The 17,316-nt window shown below is 40.1% G+C and carries 17 protein-coding genes; 1 reads left to right on the top strand and 16 read right to left on the bottom strand.

Annotation, left to right across the window (positions count from 1 at the left end):
• Nucleotides 1-57 precede the first annotated feature (57 nt).
• The 16 genes from BN6556_RS02330 to BN6556_RS02255 all read right to left on the bottom strand — a co-directional run bounded on the left by BN6556_RS02330 (nt 58) and on the right by BN6556_RS02255 (nt 16,240).
• Nucleotides 58-852 (bottom strand): methionyl-tRNA formyltransferase, encoded by a 795-nt coding sequence (locus BN6556_RS02330; RefSeq protein WP_066186682.1) that lies wholly within the window; start codon nt 850-852, stop codon nt 58-60.
• A gap of 1 nt (nt 853) precedes the next feature.
• A complete protein-coding gene (locus BN6556_RS02325) occupies nt 854-1,489 on the bottom strand; it encodes a sugar transferase (RefSeq protein WP_066186679.1) in 636 nt (211 codons plus the stop codon).
• 15 nt (nt 1,490-1,504) lie between these two features.
• Entirely contained in the window at nt 1,505-2,569 is a 1,065-nt protein-coding gene (gene galE / locus BN6556_RS02320; protein ID WP_066186674.1) for a UDP-glucose 4-epimerase GalE, read from the bottom strand.
• Nucleotides 2,570-2,871: 302 nt separating this feature from the next.
• Nucleotides 2,872-3,948, bottom strand: coding sequence for an EpsG family protein (locus BN6556_RS02315; RefSeq protein ID WP_066186671.1), 1,077 nt, complete (start codon nt 3,946-3,948; stop codon nt 2,872-2,874).
• Nucleotides 3,949-3,961: 13 nt separating this feature from the next.
• Nucleotides 3,962-4,852, bottom strand: a complete 891-nt coding sequence (locus BN6556_RS02310) for a glycosyltransferase family 2 protein (protein WP_066186668.1) — start codon at nt 4,850-4,852, stop codon at nt 3,962-3,964.
• Nucleotides 4,849-5,967: a glycosyltransferase family 1 protein gene (locus BN6556_RS02305; RefSeq protein WP_066186665.1), complete on the bottom strand. Its 1,119-nt coding sequence runs from the start codon at nt 5,965-5,967 to the stop codon at nt 4,849-4,851. The genes BN6556_RS02310 and BN6556_RS02305 overlap by 4 nt, the downstream gene beginning before the upstream one ends.
• A complete protein-coding gene (locus BN6556_RS02300; RefSeq protein ID WP_066186662.1) occupies nt 5,952-7,106 on the bottom strand; it encodes a glycosyltransferase family 4 protein in 1,155 nt (384 codons plus the stop codon). The genes BN6556_RS02305 and BN6556_RS02300 overlap by 16 nt, the downstream gene beginning before the upstream one ends.
• 28 nt (nt 7,107-7,134) lie before the next feature.
• Nucleotides 7,135-8,958 carry a polysaccharide biosynthesis protein gene (locus BN6556_RS02295; RefSeq protein ID WP_066186660.1) on the bottom strand — a complete coding sequence of 608 codons (1,824 nt, stop codon included), beginning with the start codon at nt 8,956-8,958 and terminating at the stop codon, nt 7,135-7,137.
• 368 nt (nt 8,959-9,326) lie between these two features.
• Entirely contained in the window at nt 9,327-9,974 is a 648-nt protein-coding gene (locus BN6556_RS02290; protein WP_066186657.1) for a CpsD/CapB family tyrosine-protein kinase, read from the bottom strand.
• Entirely contained in the window at nt 9,955-10,698 is a 744-nt protein-coding gene (locus tag BN6556_RS02285; RefSeq protein WP_066186655.1) for a YveK family protein, read from the bottom strand. The genes BN6556_RS02290 and BN6556_RS02285 overlap by 20 nt, the downstream gene beginning before the upstream one ends.
• A gap of 443 nt (nt 10,699-11,141) precedes the next feature.
• On the bottom strand, nt 11,142-11,600 hold the full coding sequence (locus BN6556_RS02280; RefSeq protein WP_066186652.1) for a hemerythrin domain-containing protein: 459 nt from the start codon (nt 11,598-11,600) through the stop codon (nt 11,142-11,144).
• Between the two features lie 73 nt (nt 11,601-11,673).
• Nucleotides 11,674-12,090 carry a DUF3021 domain-containing protein gene (locus BN6556_RS02275; protein WP_066186649.1) on the bottom strand — a complete coding sequence of 139 codons (417 nt, stop codon included), beginning with the start codon at nt 12,088-12,090 and terminating at the stop codon, nt 11,674-11,676.
• Nucleotide 12,091: 1 nt separating this feature from the next.
• Complete coding sequence (locus BN6556_RS02270) at nt 12,092-12,541, bottom strand: LytTR family DNA-binding domain-containing protein (RefSeq protein ID WP_066186645.1); 450 nt, start codon at nt 12,539-12,541, stop codon at nt 12,092-12,094.
• Between the two features lie 33 nt (nt 12,542-12,574).
• On the bottom strand, nt 12,575-13,324 hold the full coding sequence (locus BN6556_RS02265) for an ABC transporter permease (RefSeq protein ID WP_235817437.1): 750 nt from the start codon (nt 13,322-13,324) through the stop codon (nt 12,575-12,577).
• Nucleotides 13,325-13,341: 17 nt separating this feature from the next.
• Nucleotides 13,342-14,241, bottom strand: coding sequence for an ABC transporter ATP-binding protein (locus BN6556_RS02260; RefSeq protein WP_066186640.1), 900 nt, complete (start codon nt 14,239-14,241; stop codon nt 13,342-13,344).
• Between the two features lie 550 nt (nt 14,242-14,791).
• Nucleotides 14,792-16,240: a sulfatase family protein gene (locus BN6556_RS02255; RefSeq protein ID WP_235817435.1), complete on the bottom strand. Its 1,449-nt coding sequence runs from the start codon at nt 16,238-16,240 to the stop codon at nt 14,792-14,794.
• Nucleotides 16,241-16,695: 455 nt separating this feature from the next.
• Between BN6556_RS02255 and BN6556_RS02250 the strand changes: the two genes are divergently transcribed.
• Nucleotides 16,696-17,316: Rpn family recombination-promoting nuclease/putative transposase (locus BN6556_RS02250; RefSeq protein ID WP_187374470.1), on the top strand; the 621-nt coding region annotated here is incomplete at its 3' end.

The following is a 17,316-nucleotide window of genomic DNA, read 5'->3' as shown; positions in this document are numbered from 1 at the left end:
GAGAGATAGATTCTTGCTTGGGTCAACGAAAACACCACCTTTTTTTAAACATCCTTTTTAATGCTTTATTAGATTTTTTTGCGCACGTACAACAGCTGCCGTGCTGTCTTTGGTCATTAATTGTTTCAAGATAAAATCGTTAATCAAGGTGTATTTCTTTCCCTTCACTTCAATAAAAGCCCCATTATATGGCGGAAACCAAAACGCTCTAATTTTCAAATCAATATCGTCGTTGATTAAATCTATTCTTTTCATTTCTTCCATCTCTAGTCTTGTAATATATCTTCCCTGATTTGGCCCTTGTTGGATCGAAGGGAGTCTCCCATTGGTTAAGATGTCTAAGAGCACACTCTTGTATAGTTCCACTTGTATTTCTTGTGTTTTCTTTTCTAAACTAGCAGCTGTCTCCATTCGATAATCAAAGTTAAAGGAAAAGGTACGGATGATATCCCCTGTGTCAATTTCACGATCCACATAATGTGCCGTTGCTCCCCACTCAACAAGCTTATTCAAAATCGCCACATTATATCCGGCAGTACCTTTCCACTCCGGTAATAACGCTGGATGAAAGTTAATACAGCCATATCGAGGTCCACTAATTAGTGGTTCCTTTATCTTTTTCCAATATAAATAAGAAATAATGACATCGATCGAATGATACGGGTCCATTAGCATTTGCTCCACATCTTCCATGGTTATAACGGGTATTCTTAATTCAGAAGCTTTTTGTGCCGTTGGTGAGTTAGGAAAATGAGAATCGGTAACGACGGCGACAATCTCCACCCCTTGACTTAACGTCCACTCTAACAACTCTGCGGCATACTTTTTTCTTCCCATAAATATCATTTTCATTTTATACATCCTCCGAATTCCCTGCGAAGTATTGAACCGTTGCTTGTTCTTCCTGATGGATCCCTTCTTTTAAAAATACACTTTTGATAGTGGTTATGATAATTTTCCAATCTAATGCGAAACAGACATGATCGACATATTCAACATCCAATCGAAACTTTTCCTGCCAGCTAATGGCATTTCTTCCATTGACCTGAGCCAATCCTGATAACCCCGGCCTTACTTCATGGCGCCGTCGCTGCTGCTGATTATATAGAGGCAAATACTGTACCAGTAGCGGACGCGGTCCAATAAGTGACATGTCGCCTTTCACAATGTTAAATAATTCCGGCAGCTCATCTAGAGAGGTTGCCCGAAGCAAGCTGCCAAACCTCGTTAATCTCCGATCATCAGGAAGCATATTTCCTTTTTCATCTCGCGCATCGGTCATGGTTCGAAACTTATACATCCAAAAGATTTCTTCCTGCAAACCAGGTCGTTCTTGTTTAAAAAGGATGGGACTACCTAATTTCGTTTTTACCAAAATGGCGATCACTAGGAATACCGGGCTTAGCACGATAATGGCAAGGAGTGATAAGATCAAATCCATCGGTCTCTTGAGATAGGTTCGATAGATAGGTATTTTGAGCATACTCATGGCGCTGATCACCACCTAATGCATTAAAAACACCGATGTTGGCTTTTGCAACGGTGTTTTTTCGCTTATGATGCGATATCCAGTTGGATTATTTCTTTGCCAGCGCCAAGCATCGGCGCACATTTCCTCGATTCCTCTCATGGCTTGCCAAGCTAACTGTTTTTTCGCTTTCGCAGGATCGGCAAAACAACTGCTAATATCACCTGGCCGTCGCTTGACAAAGGTGTAAGGAATTTGATTTCCTGACACCTTCTCAAAGGCGTCCACTACCTCAAGTACACTATAGCCCTTGCCTGTACCTAAATTATAGGCTTCTATGCCATGATTTTTTTGCATGTATTCCAACGCTTTTAAGTGTCCCATTGCCAGATCGATGACATGGATATAATCTCGTACTCCAGTTCCATCCGCTGTGGGGTAATTATTCCCGAATATTCGAAGTTGTTCCCTTCTGCCAATCGCAATTTGCGAAATATACGGCAGGAGATTATTCGGTGGTCCCTCCGGATCTTCACCGATAAGCCCACTTTCATGTGCCCCGATTGGATTAAAATAACGTAATAAGGCAATACTCCATGACGAATCCGCATGGGCTGTATCGAGTAATATTTCTTCGATCATCTGTTTCGTTCGGCCGTATGGATTCGTAGCCCTCAGCTCTGCATCTTCTGTGATGGGCACTGTTTTCGGGTTACCATAGACCGTAGCCGAAGAACTAAAGATTAGTTTTTTCACGGAGAATTGCTCCATTACCTCAAACAAGATTAGACTGCCTTTTACGTTATGTTGATAATACTGTAAAGGGACTGTCACGGATTCTCCGACCGCTTTTAGGCCTGCAAAATGAATCACAGCGTCTATTTGATGATCAAGAAAGACCTTTTCTACGCTTTTTTTATCTAAAAGATTAATGTAATACGTCTGGAATGTCCTTCCTGTGATTTGTTTTACTCTGTGCAATGATTCTGGACGACTATTGGAGAAGTTATCGACAACAATAATGTCATATCCGTGTTGGAGGAGCTCGACACATGTATGACTCCCAATATACCCAGCCCCACCCGTTACAAGAATCGTCATTTGTTTCCCTCCCTTAAATTCGTTAGAAAAAACCAGACAAAAGACAGCCCGGTCCATGTAAAACACTAGGTTGTTATTTTTAGAAAATATATGTGCGATCACCCAATCCCTTCACTTTTATCCACAGAGCATAAGTTAACAAGCGATTCAGGCAAAGAACATCTTCATCGAGTTTCCTATACTTAGAAGTGAAGCCTGTTTCCAAAGCGGTCAAAAACGATCCACTTTACGATATGGGATAGTTGAACTAGCTCGTCTTATCATTACTCAGGTTCATTCCAGGTTATCAAGTGATCTTTTGCTCACCAGGTTAAAAATTCGCTGATATACTCGATATTCAACGTCACAACCGACTCATAGTAATAAAACATAAAATAACTAACGATCAACAGCAAATAAATAAGCTTCTGATCTTTACTTCGAAATAACTTAGGTATCCATGAAATAAGAATCAGCTGATAAAGCTGAAAATAGATCGATACCCTGGCAAAAATCCATTCTTGCGTAGAAATAACCATAAAAACTAAGCCTACTAACGCCATATTCACAACAAAATCACTGTGGCGGAAAAGATGTTTCAGCTTCTTCCTCCCTAAAAAGGCAACAAAAAGCGGGCTTGCCTCTACTGCAACCCGAATAATATTGGCCCCACCTTCTGCAAACTCATCATATGCACTGTACTGTGAATCCTCCAAAGCAGTAAATAATAAAGCAGAAAATTGTTCATATCCGATGACGACCACAACGGAAAATATAATTAAGGCAATCGTCGCCTTTGACCATGCCTTCAATCGGACCAAAAAATACATAGGAAGCAGAATGAGTGCACTCTTGTGAAAGAAGGAAGCAAACATAACAATCAGCGCATATTTTAAAAAATGACCACTCATCAAAAACTTGATGGCCGTAAAAGCAATCGCTGCCGCCAATAGTTGTCTAATCCCATTCATCGAAATTAAAAATAAGCCGCCCGTAATATAGACATATAAACTGAGTTCCAACAGCCGGGAATATTTGTATAAAACCATGATAATCAGTACATTTGTTACAAGTGCCGTGATAATAAGCAGGACTTGTGAATCCTCCGAAATATAGTTTTTGATTAGGACTTGAAGAAGCCCAAACCCGATGTCACCTTCCGAAGTGATATATTCCCAGGTGAAATCCTTTGTTTCAAAGATATTTCGATAATTGTAGGTATCACCTATCCCACTTCGGAGACCAGAAATTAGAATAAGTGACAAGCATGCACCAAATACCAACAGCTTATTTGGTTTTAAATAAGCCGACCGCCCCATATCTGGTACCGTTTTGGCAAAATATCTTGCAGACACAGAAAAAAGAAATACAACAACAAGGTTGATCCAAAGTAAGGTCATGGGTTATATCCTTTCAGCTACTTGCCTTGCTCGTCTTTGAAGCAACATATACATATAATAAAAAACCCAACGGAATAGCGAATGTCGTTAGGGTTTTAGCAGGTGTTTCTTGTAAAAATGCTTTGTTTTTACTTATGAGATTACTGGATACATAATGAACCGCCTGCCTGAATTTAAATGTCGTATTAGCAAAAGGCAACTGCATAAGTGCTTTACGATAAAAAGAAAAGCCAAGTGGATTTTTGCGATATTGTCTTACCATATTTAAGGATGAACCATCTGCTAGATATTCGACATGACAGAGAACGTCATTCATAAGTAATAGTTCATAATCCTTGTCTAACATATAATATTTGTAGGCTAATCCGACATATTTTTCGTCTTTAAAAATCGGATAGGGATATTTCTTAGTTAGCTCGGTGCGATAAACTAACTTCTTATCACCTGTTACAGCATGTTTATAATAGACATCAAACAGTGTCGCCTGCATTAAGCCTTGCGGAAATGGCTTGCCAATGATGTTACCTTCTTTATCAGCATCAAGCCCAGCCATGCCACTCACTTTTTCATTCCCATGTACAGCCCAAAAATAAAGGATTTTTGCAACGCCATCATCGGGCATATAATCATCGGAATCGATGCACACGTTCAACTCCGTTTCTATTTTTTGATAGGCTGTATTATGAGCACCGTGCATACCTTGATTTTCTTGCCAACAGTAGTGTATTTCCAGCTCCTCCTCATGCTGCCATCTTTTGACCAACTCCCTTGTATTGTCGGTGGAACCATCATCGATCACTAACCAAACAAAATCTTTACAAGTTTGTCTTTTCAGGCTTTCATAACAGTGGTGCAGACAGTAGGCCCGATTATACGTAGGGGTAAACACAGTCAGTTGCTTCATAGCACACCTCCTTTTGTTGTTAGATAATGTTGTTGTAGTGTTTGAGCGATCTTCTGAATGTCAAAATCTTCTGTTAGCACTCCTCGTTTGGCCAATATTCGAGAAACCGGTTGATTGGTAATGTCGATCATCTTTCGTGTCCATGAAGCTTGGTCCACTAACGGCAAGCGGTGTACTAATCCCAAATCCATATCCACTTCCTCCGTAATCGAATCAGAGATGATACATGGCAATCCGGCAGTTTGAGCCTCAATCAGCGTAACAGGCAAACCTTCAAAGAAAGACGGAAAGACAAACAGGTCAAACATTTGCAACAAGTCAGGAATATCGTCTCTCACCCCAAGGAACTTCACTTTACGTTCCAGTTTTAAATCCTTTACCTTGGTTTCCATTTTTGTTCGATCAGGACCATTACCAACCAAGATAAGCAAGGTATTGGTTATTTCTTTGCTTACTTGATGAAAAAGCTCGATTAAAAAGGTGTGATTCTTTTGTGGATGGAACCTGCCGACATGGCCAAGAACCAGTGTGTCATCAGCAATAGCAAATCTCTCTCGCATCAATCTTCTTTTTTGCTCAGAATAAGTAAATTGCTCGATATTAATCCCATTATTTACGATGAAGGTGTGTTGTGACTTCGACCGAAATAGCCATTCCGCCGCCGCTTGGGAACAGGCATATTGCTGAGTGGTATTGGATGAAATCAAAAGACCGGCATACCACTTATACAATTTGATTAAAAAATGTCCTTCACTTCTCGTATTATGACTATGAGCAATTCGCACGGGAATACCAGATTTTTTGGCAGAGCGCATCACCAAGCCGCTCATCTTATCCATATGAGCATGGACAATCTGATACGTCTTATGTTCAGCAAAAAAATGATCCAATGCCTGTAGATAACCAGAATGACCCGCTTCCGTCAGATAAGGGATCCGGTGAACTTCCCCGCCAAGTGCTTCAATTTCTTTGTCGAATACGCCTTCTTTACAGGTTAGGAAATCGAATTGGATTTTTTCTCGGTCGATGTTTTGGTATATGTTCATAAGAAGCGTTTCCGCACCACCACGATTCATATTCACAACTACATGCAACACTCTTAATGGACTGCCCACCGCATCCCCCTCCATTCCTCCATGTACTTTTCGTACACTTTCCTTTTTTCCATCAGTATTCTATCTACGGTATATAACGATTCGATTTTTTCTCTGGCATACTTGCCAAACATCAACTCGGTTTCTGCCATCTTGGACACATCAATTAATTGGTTCGCAAAATCAAGGGCATGAGGACTTGAAAGCAGCCAACCAGACTTATTATGATCAATCAGTTCTCGGTGCCCGCGATTATCAACTGCCACAACCGGTAAGCCACAGGCCATCGTCTCCATGATATTAACAGGCAAACCTTCCCTTAAACTGGAGGCCACCCCTACATCACACATGGGCAAAAGCTGATCGATATCCTTGCGAAAACCAAGGAAATCAATCCTGTCGACAACACCCAGCTCACTCGCCAGCTGTTGACAGTGCTCGAATAACGGCCCTTCTCCTGCAAGCAATAATCGTGCGTTTGGCACTTGCTCTTGCACGAGTGCCATGGCATGTACAAGTAATTGCTGATTTTTATTTTTATTAAATTCTGCTGCATAAAATAATAAAAAGTCATCGGCTTGATATCCCAATGACTTGCGCAACTCTCTTTTTTTCTGCTTATCTATAGGCTTATATTTCTCGGTATCCACACCAACTCCGTGTACATGTTCAATAGATGTCGCATGGAATTTATGTTTTTTTGCCAACTCATAGTCTTCTTGATTAATGAGGATAAGTGCATCGGTATATCTTGACAAATATTTTTCAATCGGATAATAGAACAGCCAATTTGCTACTGGTGCCCCTTTACAAAAATGAAATCCGTGTGCCGTATACAAAACTCTCGTTCCCTGTTTCCTAGTCTCTCTTGCCGCTAGTCTGGCGAGTACCCCACCAAATGGAGTGTGACAATGAATCATAGTATAATGATTTTGATCGATAATTTCTTTTAGTTGCTTATAAGCTGCTAGATTCGATCGATGAAAAGGAGATCGCTGAATCGCAATACGGTATTGTTGATTGGTGTAGGGCAAATTGATATTTCCTGCTGCTGCCACATGTACTTCCCAGCCCTGCTTTTGAAACCACTGCATATACGGTAAATGAAACGCCTTAAAATGATAGTCGACGGTTGCACAAAATAATATTTTATGAGCCATGTAAAGCTCCCCCTTCCACCGTTTTATGTCAGATATTCACAACTGCTAGCTCTTTTGTCACCAAGTTGTTGGCTAACGTCAATAATTGCTCTCTCACTGTATCGGCATCTAGTGTGTCATAGCTGGCAATCAATTTTGTGATTTCATCGATATAGAGATTCGTCGTTTTTCCAATATAAATGTTGGGATACATTTGCTGGTTATGCACTTCATTCTCCTGCAATAACTCCTCGTAAAGCTTTTCGCCAGGACGAATACCAGTGTAGCTAATTCCAATATCATCAACGGCATATCCTGATAATTTGATCAGGTTCCGCGCCAAATCAATAATCTTTACTGGCTCCCCCATATCAAGAACAAACACCTCACCGCCATTCGCTAAGGCACCTGCTTGCATAACAAGCCGGGATGCTTCTGGAATGGTCATAAAATAACGGACCATTTCCGGATGGGTTACCGTCACCGGTCCGCCATTCTTGATTTGCTTCTTAAATAAGGGAATCACACTTCCACGACTGCCTAGCACATTACCAAAGCGCACGGTTACGAATTTCGTATCACTTCGTTTATTCATATCTTGGACAATCATTTCTGCGAGCCTTTTGGAAGCACCCATGACACTCGTTGGATGAACCGCCTTATCCGTTGATACCATAACAAAGATACCAACATGCGCTTGATCAGCCGCCTGAGCAGCATTTCTAGTACCAATCATATTATTTTTGATGGCTTCCTCAGGATTACGCTCCATCAAAGGTACATGCTTATGCGCAGCCGCATGGTAAACCACATCTGGCTTATACTTTTCCATCACGCGCAGCATTTTCTTGGCATCTTGTACATCGGCTATTTCTGTCATCACCTCTATCGAACGATTCGGATATATTTCCTTTAACTCCATCTCGATTGAGTAAATACTATTTTCACCATGACCCAATAGAATGAGCTGAGAAGGGGTAAAACGGGATACTTGTCTGGTAATTTCAGAACCAATCGATCCCCCTGCACCAGTAACCATCACTACCTTACCTGTTATATATTCAGAAATACTTTCCATATCCATCTCCACTGGGTCTCTCCCTAATAAATCTTCCACTTGCACATCACGGAACTGATTCACTGATACTTTGCCCGTAATTAAATCTTCTAGAAAAGGTAGAATTTGTGTTTTTGCCGTTGTCTTTGCACATTCTTGAAAAATAATAGTTAATTCTTTCCTTGTTAAAGAAGGAATAGAAATAATTATATGTTCAATTTCCCATTTCTTTACTACTGTTGCTATTTGACTTACACCACCGACGACTGGAAGGCCTAAGATATCCAAATGATGTTTCTTGGGATCGTCGTCAATAAAAGCAACAGCCAATAAATGACCTTCGTTTTGCTTTAATAATTGTCTGGCCACCATGGTCCCAGCAGAGCCAGCTCCAACAATCAAGGTACGAATTCTATTTTCTGATTTATTCAGGATCGTGTCGCGATATATCCTCCACACCAAACGTGATCCACCAATAGAAAACAGGTAAAGCAGCCAAGTCACTACAAACAGCTTTAAAGATAATGCTTGTGTAAAAAAGTAATGAATAATAACAGCTGTCAAAGTGGAGTAAGTCACGACTTTTAGGATAATTAATAATTCTCGAATACTCGCATATTCCCAAACCTTTTTATAAAGTTTGTACTTTATAGAGAACAGATGGTGCGCAGATAATATAGCTAGACAACTTATCATAATGGACAGGTAGATCGGAGAAGCCACCACATCAATCAGCTGGGTACTAATAAATAAGACTGTTAAAATAAGACAAGAATCAATAATAATAAATAACGATATGCGCTGGCGATAAGTCACTCTTCTCACTCCCCTTTCTCTAAATAGGTTGAACTTATAAATGTAACAAAAACGTGTGAAAGCAAGTCTTTGCTCGCATGAGTTTTTGATCATACCTCGTTGGATCCATTCGTGTGAATGGTCATTCACACGCCTTTCAGCTCTGCTGAAAGGTAGCAGTATGATGATCGTTGCTATAAAAGTCTACTTCATTTATGTATAAACGGGCATCTAACCCGACCTCACACTACACTATTGACAACGAACGCGTCTAAGGTTGATGGCAACCCACAGCATAGCCGAGTACCTACATTGATAACGGTAAGTATGATATCACCACATATCGATAATCAATTCTTAATAACGAACGATAAAACAATAAAAAACGACTAATTCAGAATAGCCCCAATTAAATTGGCATTCGCTAGATCCAGTACTTGTTTTGTTTTTATGGCTTTTTCGATTTCTGTTTTGCCTTGTTTTAATACAAGTACTACTCCCTCACATTGATTAGCAATCACCCTTGTTTCGGTTGTTTGTAATACAGAAGGCGAATCGATCAGCACAATATCATACGGATGATCCAATTCATCGAGCAGCTTTTTCATCGCATGGCTCTCCAGAATTTCTGCTGGATTAAACACCTCTGGTCCTGCTGTAATAATATCTAACTGATGAATATCCGTGTGACGTATGGCTTCTTTTACGGTCGATAACCCCCTAAGCACATTTGATAAACCGTTTTCATTGGATAGGTTGAACAGCGAATGCATAATCGGTGTTCTTAAATTGGCATCAATCAACAGTACTTTTTCATTTTGCTGTGATAGAGAGACCGCTAAATTTGCCGCCATGGTTGACTTTCCTGTCCGCTCTTCCGGCGAAGTAATCAGTAAGATTGAATGATTCTTCTTTTCTCGTAAAAATTGGATATTGGATCTGATTTCTCTAAATTGGTCTGCTATGACTGAATCTGGATAGGAATAAGTTAATAGATGGATAGGAGTAATTGGTGCATTACGTATTTTGTTTAACATATACTTCCCCTTCCTTCATCTGTTTGAGCATGGGAGACTGTTTTTTAACAGCGAATTCCCGTTTATTCATGTTCGATACGGTGCCTAATACCGGAACTCCTAATAACGCTTCTACTTCACTTTCTTTTCTAATTTTCGCGTCTAAAGAATCGATCAAAAAGATAATCCCTAAGCCTACAATGAGACCAGATACAAAAGTAATGATTGTTAAATTACTAGAGGCTGCATTGATCGAGGCTGTGTTCGTTTTTGCCTCTGATAACAATTGTACTTCGGTAAATCCTAGTATATCTTTTATTTCGGTTTTGTAGGTAGCAGCCGTTGCGTTCGCTAGATCAGCCGCCATCTCTGGATCAGAATCCGTTACAGATATCTGTACCACCTGCGATTCATCCACTTGCGAAACCGTAATTTGGTCTGCTATAGCACCTGCAGATCTTTCTAATTGTAGTTCTTCGACAACTTTTTCCATGACAATGGGATCTTTGATCATAACCATTAGTGTACTCATGTCTTCACTGCCTGATCCAAGAATCATTCTTGTAGAAGATTCATAGATTGGCGCATTATTATAATGGCTGTAATAGTATCCTGCTAGTGTGGAAATGACGGTCATCACGATAATAATCCAGAACCTCTTTTTAATTAACAGAAAATATTGTTTGAGGTCAATCTCTTTGATGTTTGTTTGCTCCTCGTAATGAGAAGCATTATTATGATTCATTTACATCACCTTCACCCTTATTTATAAAATCTATTTTGAAGTGACTTCCATTCTTTATAAAGAACGATTGAGTAAAAAAATTAGCTTATATAACTTATAATAGTTCTTTATAAAGAACATGTCAATAGCTAATTTGATAATTACGTATTTGTTTTTTGTTGGCCTTTCGCACGTGTACTATAAGTGAAGAAAAACAGTTGGTCGCTTGTGCAAATAATATATTACACTACCGATAAAATGGGGGATCACTTTCCTGAGCCATGAGCGTGACTGTTTTTTTATGCTGAGCGAACACTTCGGGAATATGCTACGCTAGGTAGTAGCTCAACACTGATTATCACTGCAAGGATATCTTACATCATCCGTCTTATCGGTAGTCCGTATCTACTGTTGATTAGTAATCAAGGTCAGCTCGGGTTTTTCCAAGTTTTTTATACTGCATGTTAAAAACCACTATGCGAATCGCGATGAAACCTTCCGTTAGCTTGGTACAAATACTTTTCAGGTACAGCTTGTTCTATAAGTGGAAACAGTTGACGTTCCTCCAAACGCACATGGTTGTTTAATAGTTCGCCTAACTCATTCATTTCTTTATAGGAAGTCTGCCTGTCTTCTCTCAAATGTTGAATACTGCTTCTTATTTGAGCATGCTGATAGAGTATTTCTTTTACTAAATCCATCTCTATTGAATCAGCATGTTCCAAATATAAGGGGATGAGGACTTCTTCTTCATCACGAAAATGATTATTTCCATCCCTTTCCCAAAAACCAATCAAATCACGCAGTAATTCCGTATAGCCTTTCTGACTTTTCTCAGTACCAGCCCGTTGCAGCTCCAATGCTTGCGTTAATGTATGATGATGGTGATGCGATAAAGGATTTAATGCTTCATGTCGTTTCATTTTTTACCTCCTCAAATGATTTGTTGGCTGTTTACTGTTACTTTACACCATTCTAGCGTCATTCAAACCAGTTTCATTCGTCTTTATTACTTTGCAAATACTTATTTAATGCCTCTTCCTCTCGTTTGAAGTAAAGATACCAGCCAAACCAATATAGCACATACATCAGAATAAAAATCACACTAAACCATAAAACGGACCAGCCACTGATAGGAATCCAACCGGCCATACCAGCGATAATAAGGCAAGCAATATACGTAAGGATAAAGTGGCTAATCGACTTTTTGATAAGATGATTACCGCTGTTCCCAAAAATAAGGGAAGATATGCCAAAATAAACGCCTAAGAACATGCTGGCCCCCATATGCAGCCATATTTCTGATACAGAAGCCTCCCATGCATTGAGTTTCATAATCGTGAGGACAATAAAAGTTGCGATAGCTCCGAAAGCGATACCCAACGTTGAACGCTTTAACATTTCAAGTATCATGTTACTGCCCTCCCTGCATCAGTTTTTCTTTAATGGCACTGACATATTTCCGTGTAATGTATTCCTTGTTGCCGGATTGAAAATAAACACATAGATTTCCATTAAAAGACGCCTCGAACTTTTCAATACGATGAAGGTTTCCGATCACCGATTTTGAAAAGCGCATAAAACCATGTGGAGCTAAGAATTCTTCCACCTCATACAGCTTCATCCTCAATTCAAAACGCCAATCTTTGGAGACCGCATATATCTTGCGTTTTTCCGCATGAATAAAATCGATCTCCTTTGGCTCCAGCAGAACGGTCTGGTCTTCATCCATACCAAATAAGCACTGCTGTTTCTCTTTTTTAATCACGTTGACAATCTCCTCCAGCTCCCTCGTCCATTCCTTCGCCTGAATGGTGATTTGCGTCTCGTCATGGTTAGCATCGATATCAATGTTTATTTTCATTCCAACCCCTCCACATACAAACCATATCTCCTGCTAGCTCACAGCTCGTTTTAGAAAATAGGGATACCGGACCATAGCGATAATAAATGCTAGTAATCCCATCGCTAATAATACCCCTAATGTTTGGAATAGCTCCACGATTTGTGTGGTCCCAGCCATCGCATCCTGAAAAGACTGGTTTGCCCAATACTGCGGCAAAAAGCGAGCGATTGTCTGCATAAAGTCCGGTAGCATGTCAATCGGCATCCATAACCCGCTCAGCATCGCCCCACCCAAAGCAACAACCTGGGTAATAGCAATTCCCATATTTTCTGTATTCACAGTAAGCGACATCGCTAATCCAATTGCGGTAGCTGTAAACGTCATAAACAATGACACAACCAACAGAATCAGCGGCTCACCAAACGAAATATCGTAAACCATTCCTCCAAATAAAAATAACACAATAATCTGAAAGAATACAATAAACATAAAAGGAATCCACTTTCCGAATAGATAAGCATAGCTTTTAAGTGGTGTGCTTGCCATACGTGCCGTCGTACCTTTATCCCTGTCTTTGATAAATACCTGCACCATCGAAATCATAATAAAAAAGACAAACATCACAATATATGCTGGAACAATTGTCTGAATAACCTCCTGTCTCTCCGCGTCTTCCACACCTGCCGTAAAAATGGCAATAAAGATAATCGTAAATAAAATAGGCAAAAGAAGAATCCAGAAAACCAGACCTTTATCCTGTATATGCTTTTTCAATTCTACTATCATAATAGCATTCATCATCTACACCTCCAACTTTATTATTCTCTCAAGTTACTTCCTGTCAACCTAAAAAACACATCTTCCAATCGAGGACGAACCAGCTCCAGCCGCTCTACATCAACCTTATTCTTGCGGCAATAGAAAATTATCTTTTCCATTACAGGTAAGGCTTCTTCGGTAAAAATGACAAATGCCTCCTGCCGTTGTTGAACAGAACCAAATGCCTCCAGTTGTTCTGGCGCCATCCCGTCTGCTTTGATATAGATGGAAGGAACCGCATATTGCTGAAGCAGCTTATCGATCGCACCATTCTCTATCATTTTCCCCTTATCGAGAAAAGCGACATAGTCACAGAGCCTTTCTACTTCCTCCATATAATGACTGGCATAGACAACGGTCTTTCCGGTAGCTTTCAACTCTTCAATCATCTGAAAAATATACTGTCTTGATTGCGGATCTATACCGACGGTCGGTTCATCCATAATGATAAGCTCTGGATTATGCATTAGCGCACAGCCTATATTCAACCTTCGCTTCATTCCACCTGAGAAAGTGGCGACTTTATCCTTACTCCTTTCGCTAAGTCCAATTAACGACAGCACCTCTTTTGTTCGTTGTGCCAATTTGCTTCCTTTCAAGCCATATATTCTACCAAACAGATATAAATTACCGATTGCAGTGATATTTTCTTCCAAAACAATATCCTGTGGAACATATCCTGATTGCTGTTTGGTTTGGTCAGAGATTGGTTTATGGTTAAATGCAATATCTCCTTCATAACCACGGATAATCGATGTAATTATTTTAATAAGGGTGGACTTCCCTGCACCATTTGGACCAACCAGCCCGTAACAAACTCCACTAGGAATTGTCACGGAAACATCGCTTAATGCCTCTGTTTTATCATAATATTTCGTTACCTTTTCGATCGTCAACATGCTTCTCATCTCCTTTGTTCTCCATTATCGCAAAGGAATAGAAGGTGGTGATAAAAAACGGAGTAACATGTAAGAATAAGTGTATGACATGCTGCGTTCATTGTTTAAGAATAGTGGAGCTGGCTGTGCGTGGCTTTCATTGCTCATCACTTTTCATCGCGTTTATTGTAATTGCTGTAATAAATAGGCTTAAGCTGATAATACCTGTGGAAACGACCATTACTGTGGGTAACGTCATGATTTATTCCTCCTTTCCCTGGTATTATCGCAAAGGAACAAGGATTTGTATGGAAAGAGAGAATAACTTGCAGGAGGATAGGTATGAAGTGACAAAGCGGATGTGTAACATGTAGGAGCAAGTAGAGGAAAATAAATATTTCATAAGTGGGGACCATCTCTCCCCAGTGACGACTGAAAATCGAGGCTTGAGCCTCATCTGTGAAATATTTATCGATTGGTGAGCCATTGTTCTACCGCCAAATAACGTGCCGATGGACAAGCCAGAAGCCGCTTATCCATCAGATACCAATTCATTTTACAAAAGCAACTTTTACCACGGCGATTGCCTGATCGGTAGTGGATCAATGGTTTCCACTATTCGATCGCATAAACATTGATAAAGTGATAGCTTGATAGTTTGATAAGCAGGGTGATCCCAAACGTTAGTCGATTCACTTGGGTCCACCTTCAAGTGATACAGTTCACCTGTTTCATCACCATGATATGCAACCAACTTATGCTCATCCGTTCTTATCATGGTGGCGTATACTCCCTTTTCATCATGCTTGAAATTTGCATTATAGTGTTCACAATAGACGGCTTTACGATAGGTGTACGTAAGATCATTCCCTGTAAGCACAGGCCATAACGATTGTCCTTGCATACCTGCATATACCGGTTCACCCGCCGCTTCTAATAGAGTCGGTGCAAGATCAATCAGTTCGATGAAACGATCCACCTTCTTATTTTCTCGTATCTTTTCAGGCCAGCACATAATTAATGGCACGTTTACAGATTGCTCGTAAAAATGAGGTCCTTTTAAATAGACACCATGATCTCCCAATAATTCTCCGTGATCAGACATAAAAATAATCATGGTGTTATCCAATTGCCCCGTCTTTTCTAATGCCGTTATCATTCGTCCTACCTGTTCGTCAATAAGGTCGACCATCGCCCAATAAGCAGCCCGAAGCATGCGGTGATCATGCTCGGTCATATCCGAATAAGCAAGATGTCCTTTCATTCCATAAGCACCATGATGATCCATCTGTTGATAGATTGGCTTATTGTTCAATTCACCCTGCTTATAATGAGGTAATGGCAGCTCCTCTAATCGATCTAAATAACGCTGTATATATTGTTTGGGCGGGTCAAATGGATGATGTGGATCAAAGAAATTCACAGAGAATAACCATGGCGTTTCACTGGCCTCATTCGCTTCCATAAATTGAATCGCCTTCTCTGCACACCAGGTGGTTTGATGATATTCCGCATCAGGCCCGTATTGAACATATGAACAGTTTTCTACTGATTCTGGTTTAAATTCCTGTCCCTGTTCTTGGAGCCACTGTGTATATTCATTAGCAGGCCAATCCGGACTTGGATGATGCGACCAATGAAAAGTTTCATACCCATCATCCACTCTTGCTTCTATCTCTGGTGCAGCAGATGGGTAACAAGGTGAGATATGCAACTTTCCCGATAAACCACAAGTATATCCTGCATCCGCAAGTAATTTCGTGACCAATACCTCGTCATTTGGAATCGCCTGCCCATTCTGACGACAGCAATTAGTTCGCGGATAGCGTCCTGTCAGAAAGCTGGCACGACTAGGGGTACAAACCGGACTCTGACTATAAGCATTTTCGAATAATACTCCTCGCTCAGCCAGACGGTCAATATTAGGCGTTTTGACAAACTCATTTCCGTAACAGCCTAATGAATCCAAGCGTTGTTGATCGGTACAAATCCATAATATATTCGGTTTAATAATGTTCACCTCTCCTTTTTCATTTAATACTTATAAGAAAACGATTACAAAACAGTGTTACTATCAACTATCTTGTGTGTATACTCATGATTGATTTATGATGAGTAGATTAGGAAGCACTTTTCATCAATCAAATAACATGTCACATGTATTTTACCAAATACAGAATAAAATACAATGGAATGGCGCGTTTTTCCATTTAATAATAAGTAATTTCAAATGGTAGCCATCCAAGGTTAGAGTGCTGAGAGATAACAATGATCGAACGCTGCATTTTCTTGAAAAAATAGTAACATTTCATTTTAAAGATCTGTTTCTCAGCAAAAATCATCAAATAGCCAGGCACTATTCCGATTATCTCCCCTCTACACCTCATGAAAATCCACTTTTACCGTTTTGCCTTTCCCGCCTTAAAGCGATAAGATGAAAACAAATTTATGCTAACGAAAGGATGTGGTATACTAATGTTAACCGCAGTAAAAGAAGATACGCATGATTATCGCTCGGCACCTCCCGATTATGATGGCCTATGGAAAAACATTATTCAAGAATTGTTTCAAGAATTTATGGCCTTTTTTGCGCCCGATTTGTACCCGGACATTGATTTTGACAAAGGCGTCGACTTTGAAGGTACAGAGCTTCTCCCGCATATTTTGAGACAGGCAAAAGGGAAAAGATATACGGATAAGCTAGCCAAAGTAACACTAAAAAACGGGGAAAATCAATACGTCCATATCCATATTGAAGTGCAGGCAGTTGAGAATAAAAAATTTGCCAGGCGCATGTTTCCATATTTTTACCGCATCTACGAAAACCATACAGAACCGATTTATGCCATCGCGCTGTTAACGGATGCCAGCGAAGCAAACTATGAAAATCAGTTTCATGATGCCTTTTATGGCACGGAAATCACGTATCGTTACAACACTTATCACTTTTACGGGAAAGACGAAGAAGAACTGAAACAATCGCCGAACCCCTTCGCATTAGTGGTGCTTGCCGGTATCTATGCCAGTAAAAAAATCAAAATAAAAGATGAACACAAAAAGAGTAAGGAACAAAAGAAGCAAGAACGCGAGGAAACC

It is taken from the genome of Gracilibacillus timonensis (genome assembly GCF_900086715.1).
In the GTDB taxonomy this organism is placed as follows: domain Bacteria; phylum Bacillota; class Bacilli; order Bacillales; family Amphibacillaceae; genus Gracilibacillus; species Gracilibacillus timonensis.
This window is presented reverse-complemented; position numbering and strand designations above follow the sequence as displayed.

What these genes read in the sequence shown, in the direction of transcription:
- BN6556_RS02330 (WP_066186682.1), bottom strand. Translation starts at nt 852, where the DNA reads ATGAAAATGATATTTATGGGAAGAAAAAAGTATGCCGCAGAGTTGTTA.
- BN6556_RS02325 (WP_066186679.1), bottom strand. Translation starts at nt 1,489, where the DNA reads ATGAGTATGCTCAAAATACCTATCTATCGAACCTATCTCAAGAGACCG.
- galE (WP_066186674.1), bottom strand. Translation starts at nt 2,569, where the DNA reads ATGACGATTCTTGTAACGGGTGGGGCTGGGTATATTGGGAGTCATACA.
- BN6556_RS02315 (WP_066186671.1), bottom strand. Translation starts at nt 3,948, where the DNA reads ATGACCTTACTTTGGATCAACCTTGTTGTTGTATTTCTTTTTTCTGTG.
- BN6556_RS02310 (WP_066186668.1), bottom strand. Translation starts at nt 4,852, where the DNA reads ATGAAGCAACTGACTGTGTTTACCCCTACGTATAATCGGGCCTACTGT.
- BN6556_RS02300 (WP_066186662.1), bottom strand. Translation starts at nt 7,106, where the DNA reads ATGGCTCATAAAATATTATTTTGTGCAACCGTCGACTATCATTTTAAG.
- BN6556_RS02290 (WP_066186657.1), bottom strand. Translation starts at nt 9,974, where the DNA reads ATGTTAAACAAAATACGTAATGCACCAATTACTCCTATCCATCTATTA.
- BN6556_RS02285 (WP_066186655.1), bottom strand. Translation starts at nt 10,698, where the DNA reads ATGAATCATAATAATGCTTCTCATTACGAGGAGCAAACAAACATCAAA.
- BN6556_RS02280 (WP_066186652.1), bottom strand. Translation starts at nt 11,600, where the DNA reads ATGAAACGACATGAAGCATTAAATCCTTTATCGCATCACCATCATCAT.
- BN6556_RS02275 (WP_066186649.1), bottom strand. Translation starts at nt 12,090, where the DNA reads ATGATACTTGAAATGTTAAAGCGTTCAACGTTGGGTATCGCTTTCGGA.
- BN6556_RS02270 (WP_066186645.1), bottom strand. Translation starts at nt 12,541, where the DNA reads ATGAAAATAAACATTGATATCGATGCTAACCATGACGAGACGCAAATC.
- BN6556_RS02265 (WP_235817437.1), bottom strand. Translation starts at nt 13,324, where the DNA reads ATGATGAATGCTATTATGATAGTAGAATTGAAAAAGCATATACAGGAT.
- BN6556_RS02260 (WP_066186640.1), bottom strand. Translation starts at nt 14,241, where the DNA reads ATGTTGACGATCGAAAAGGTAACGAAATATTATGATAAAACAGAGGCA.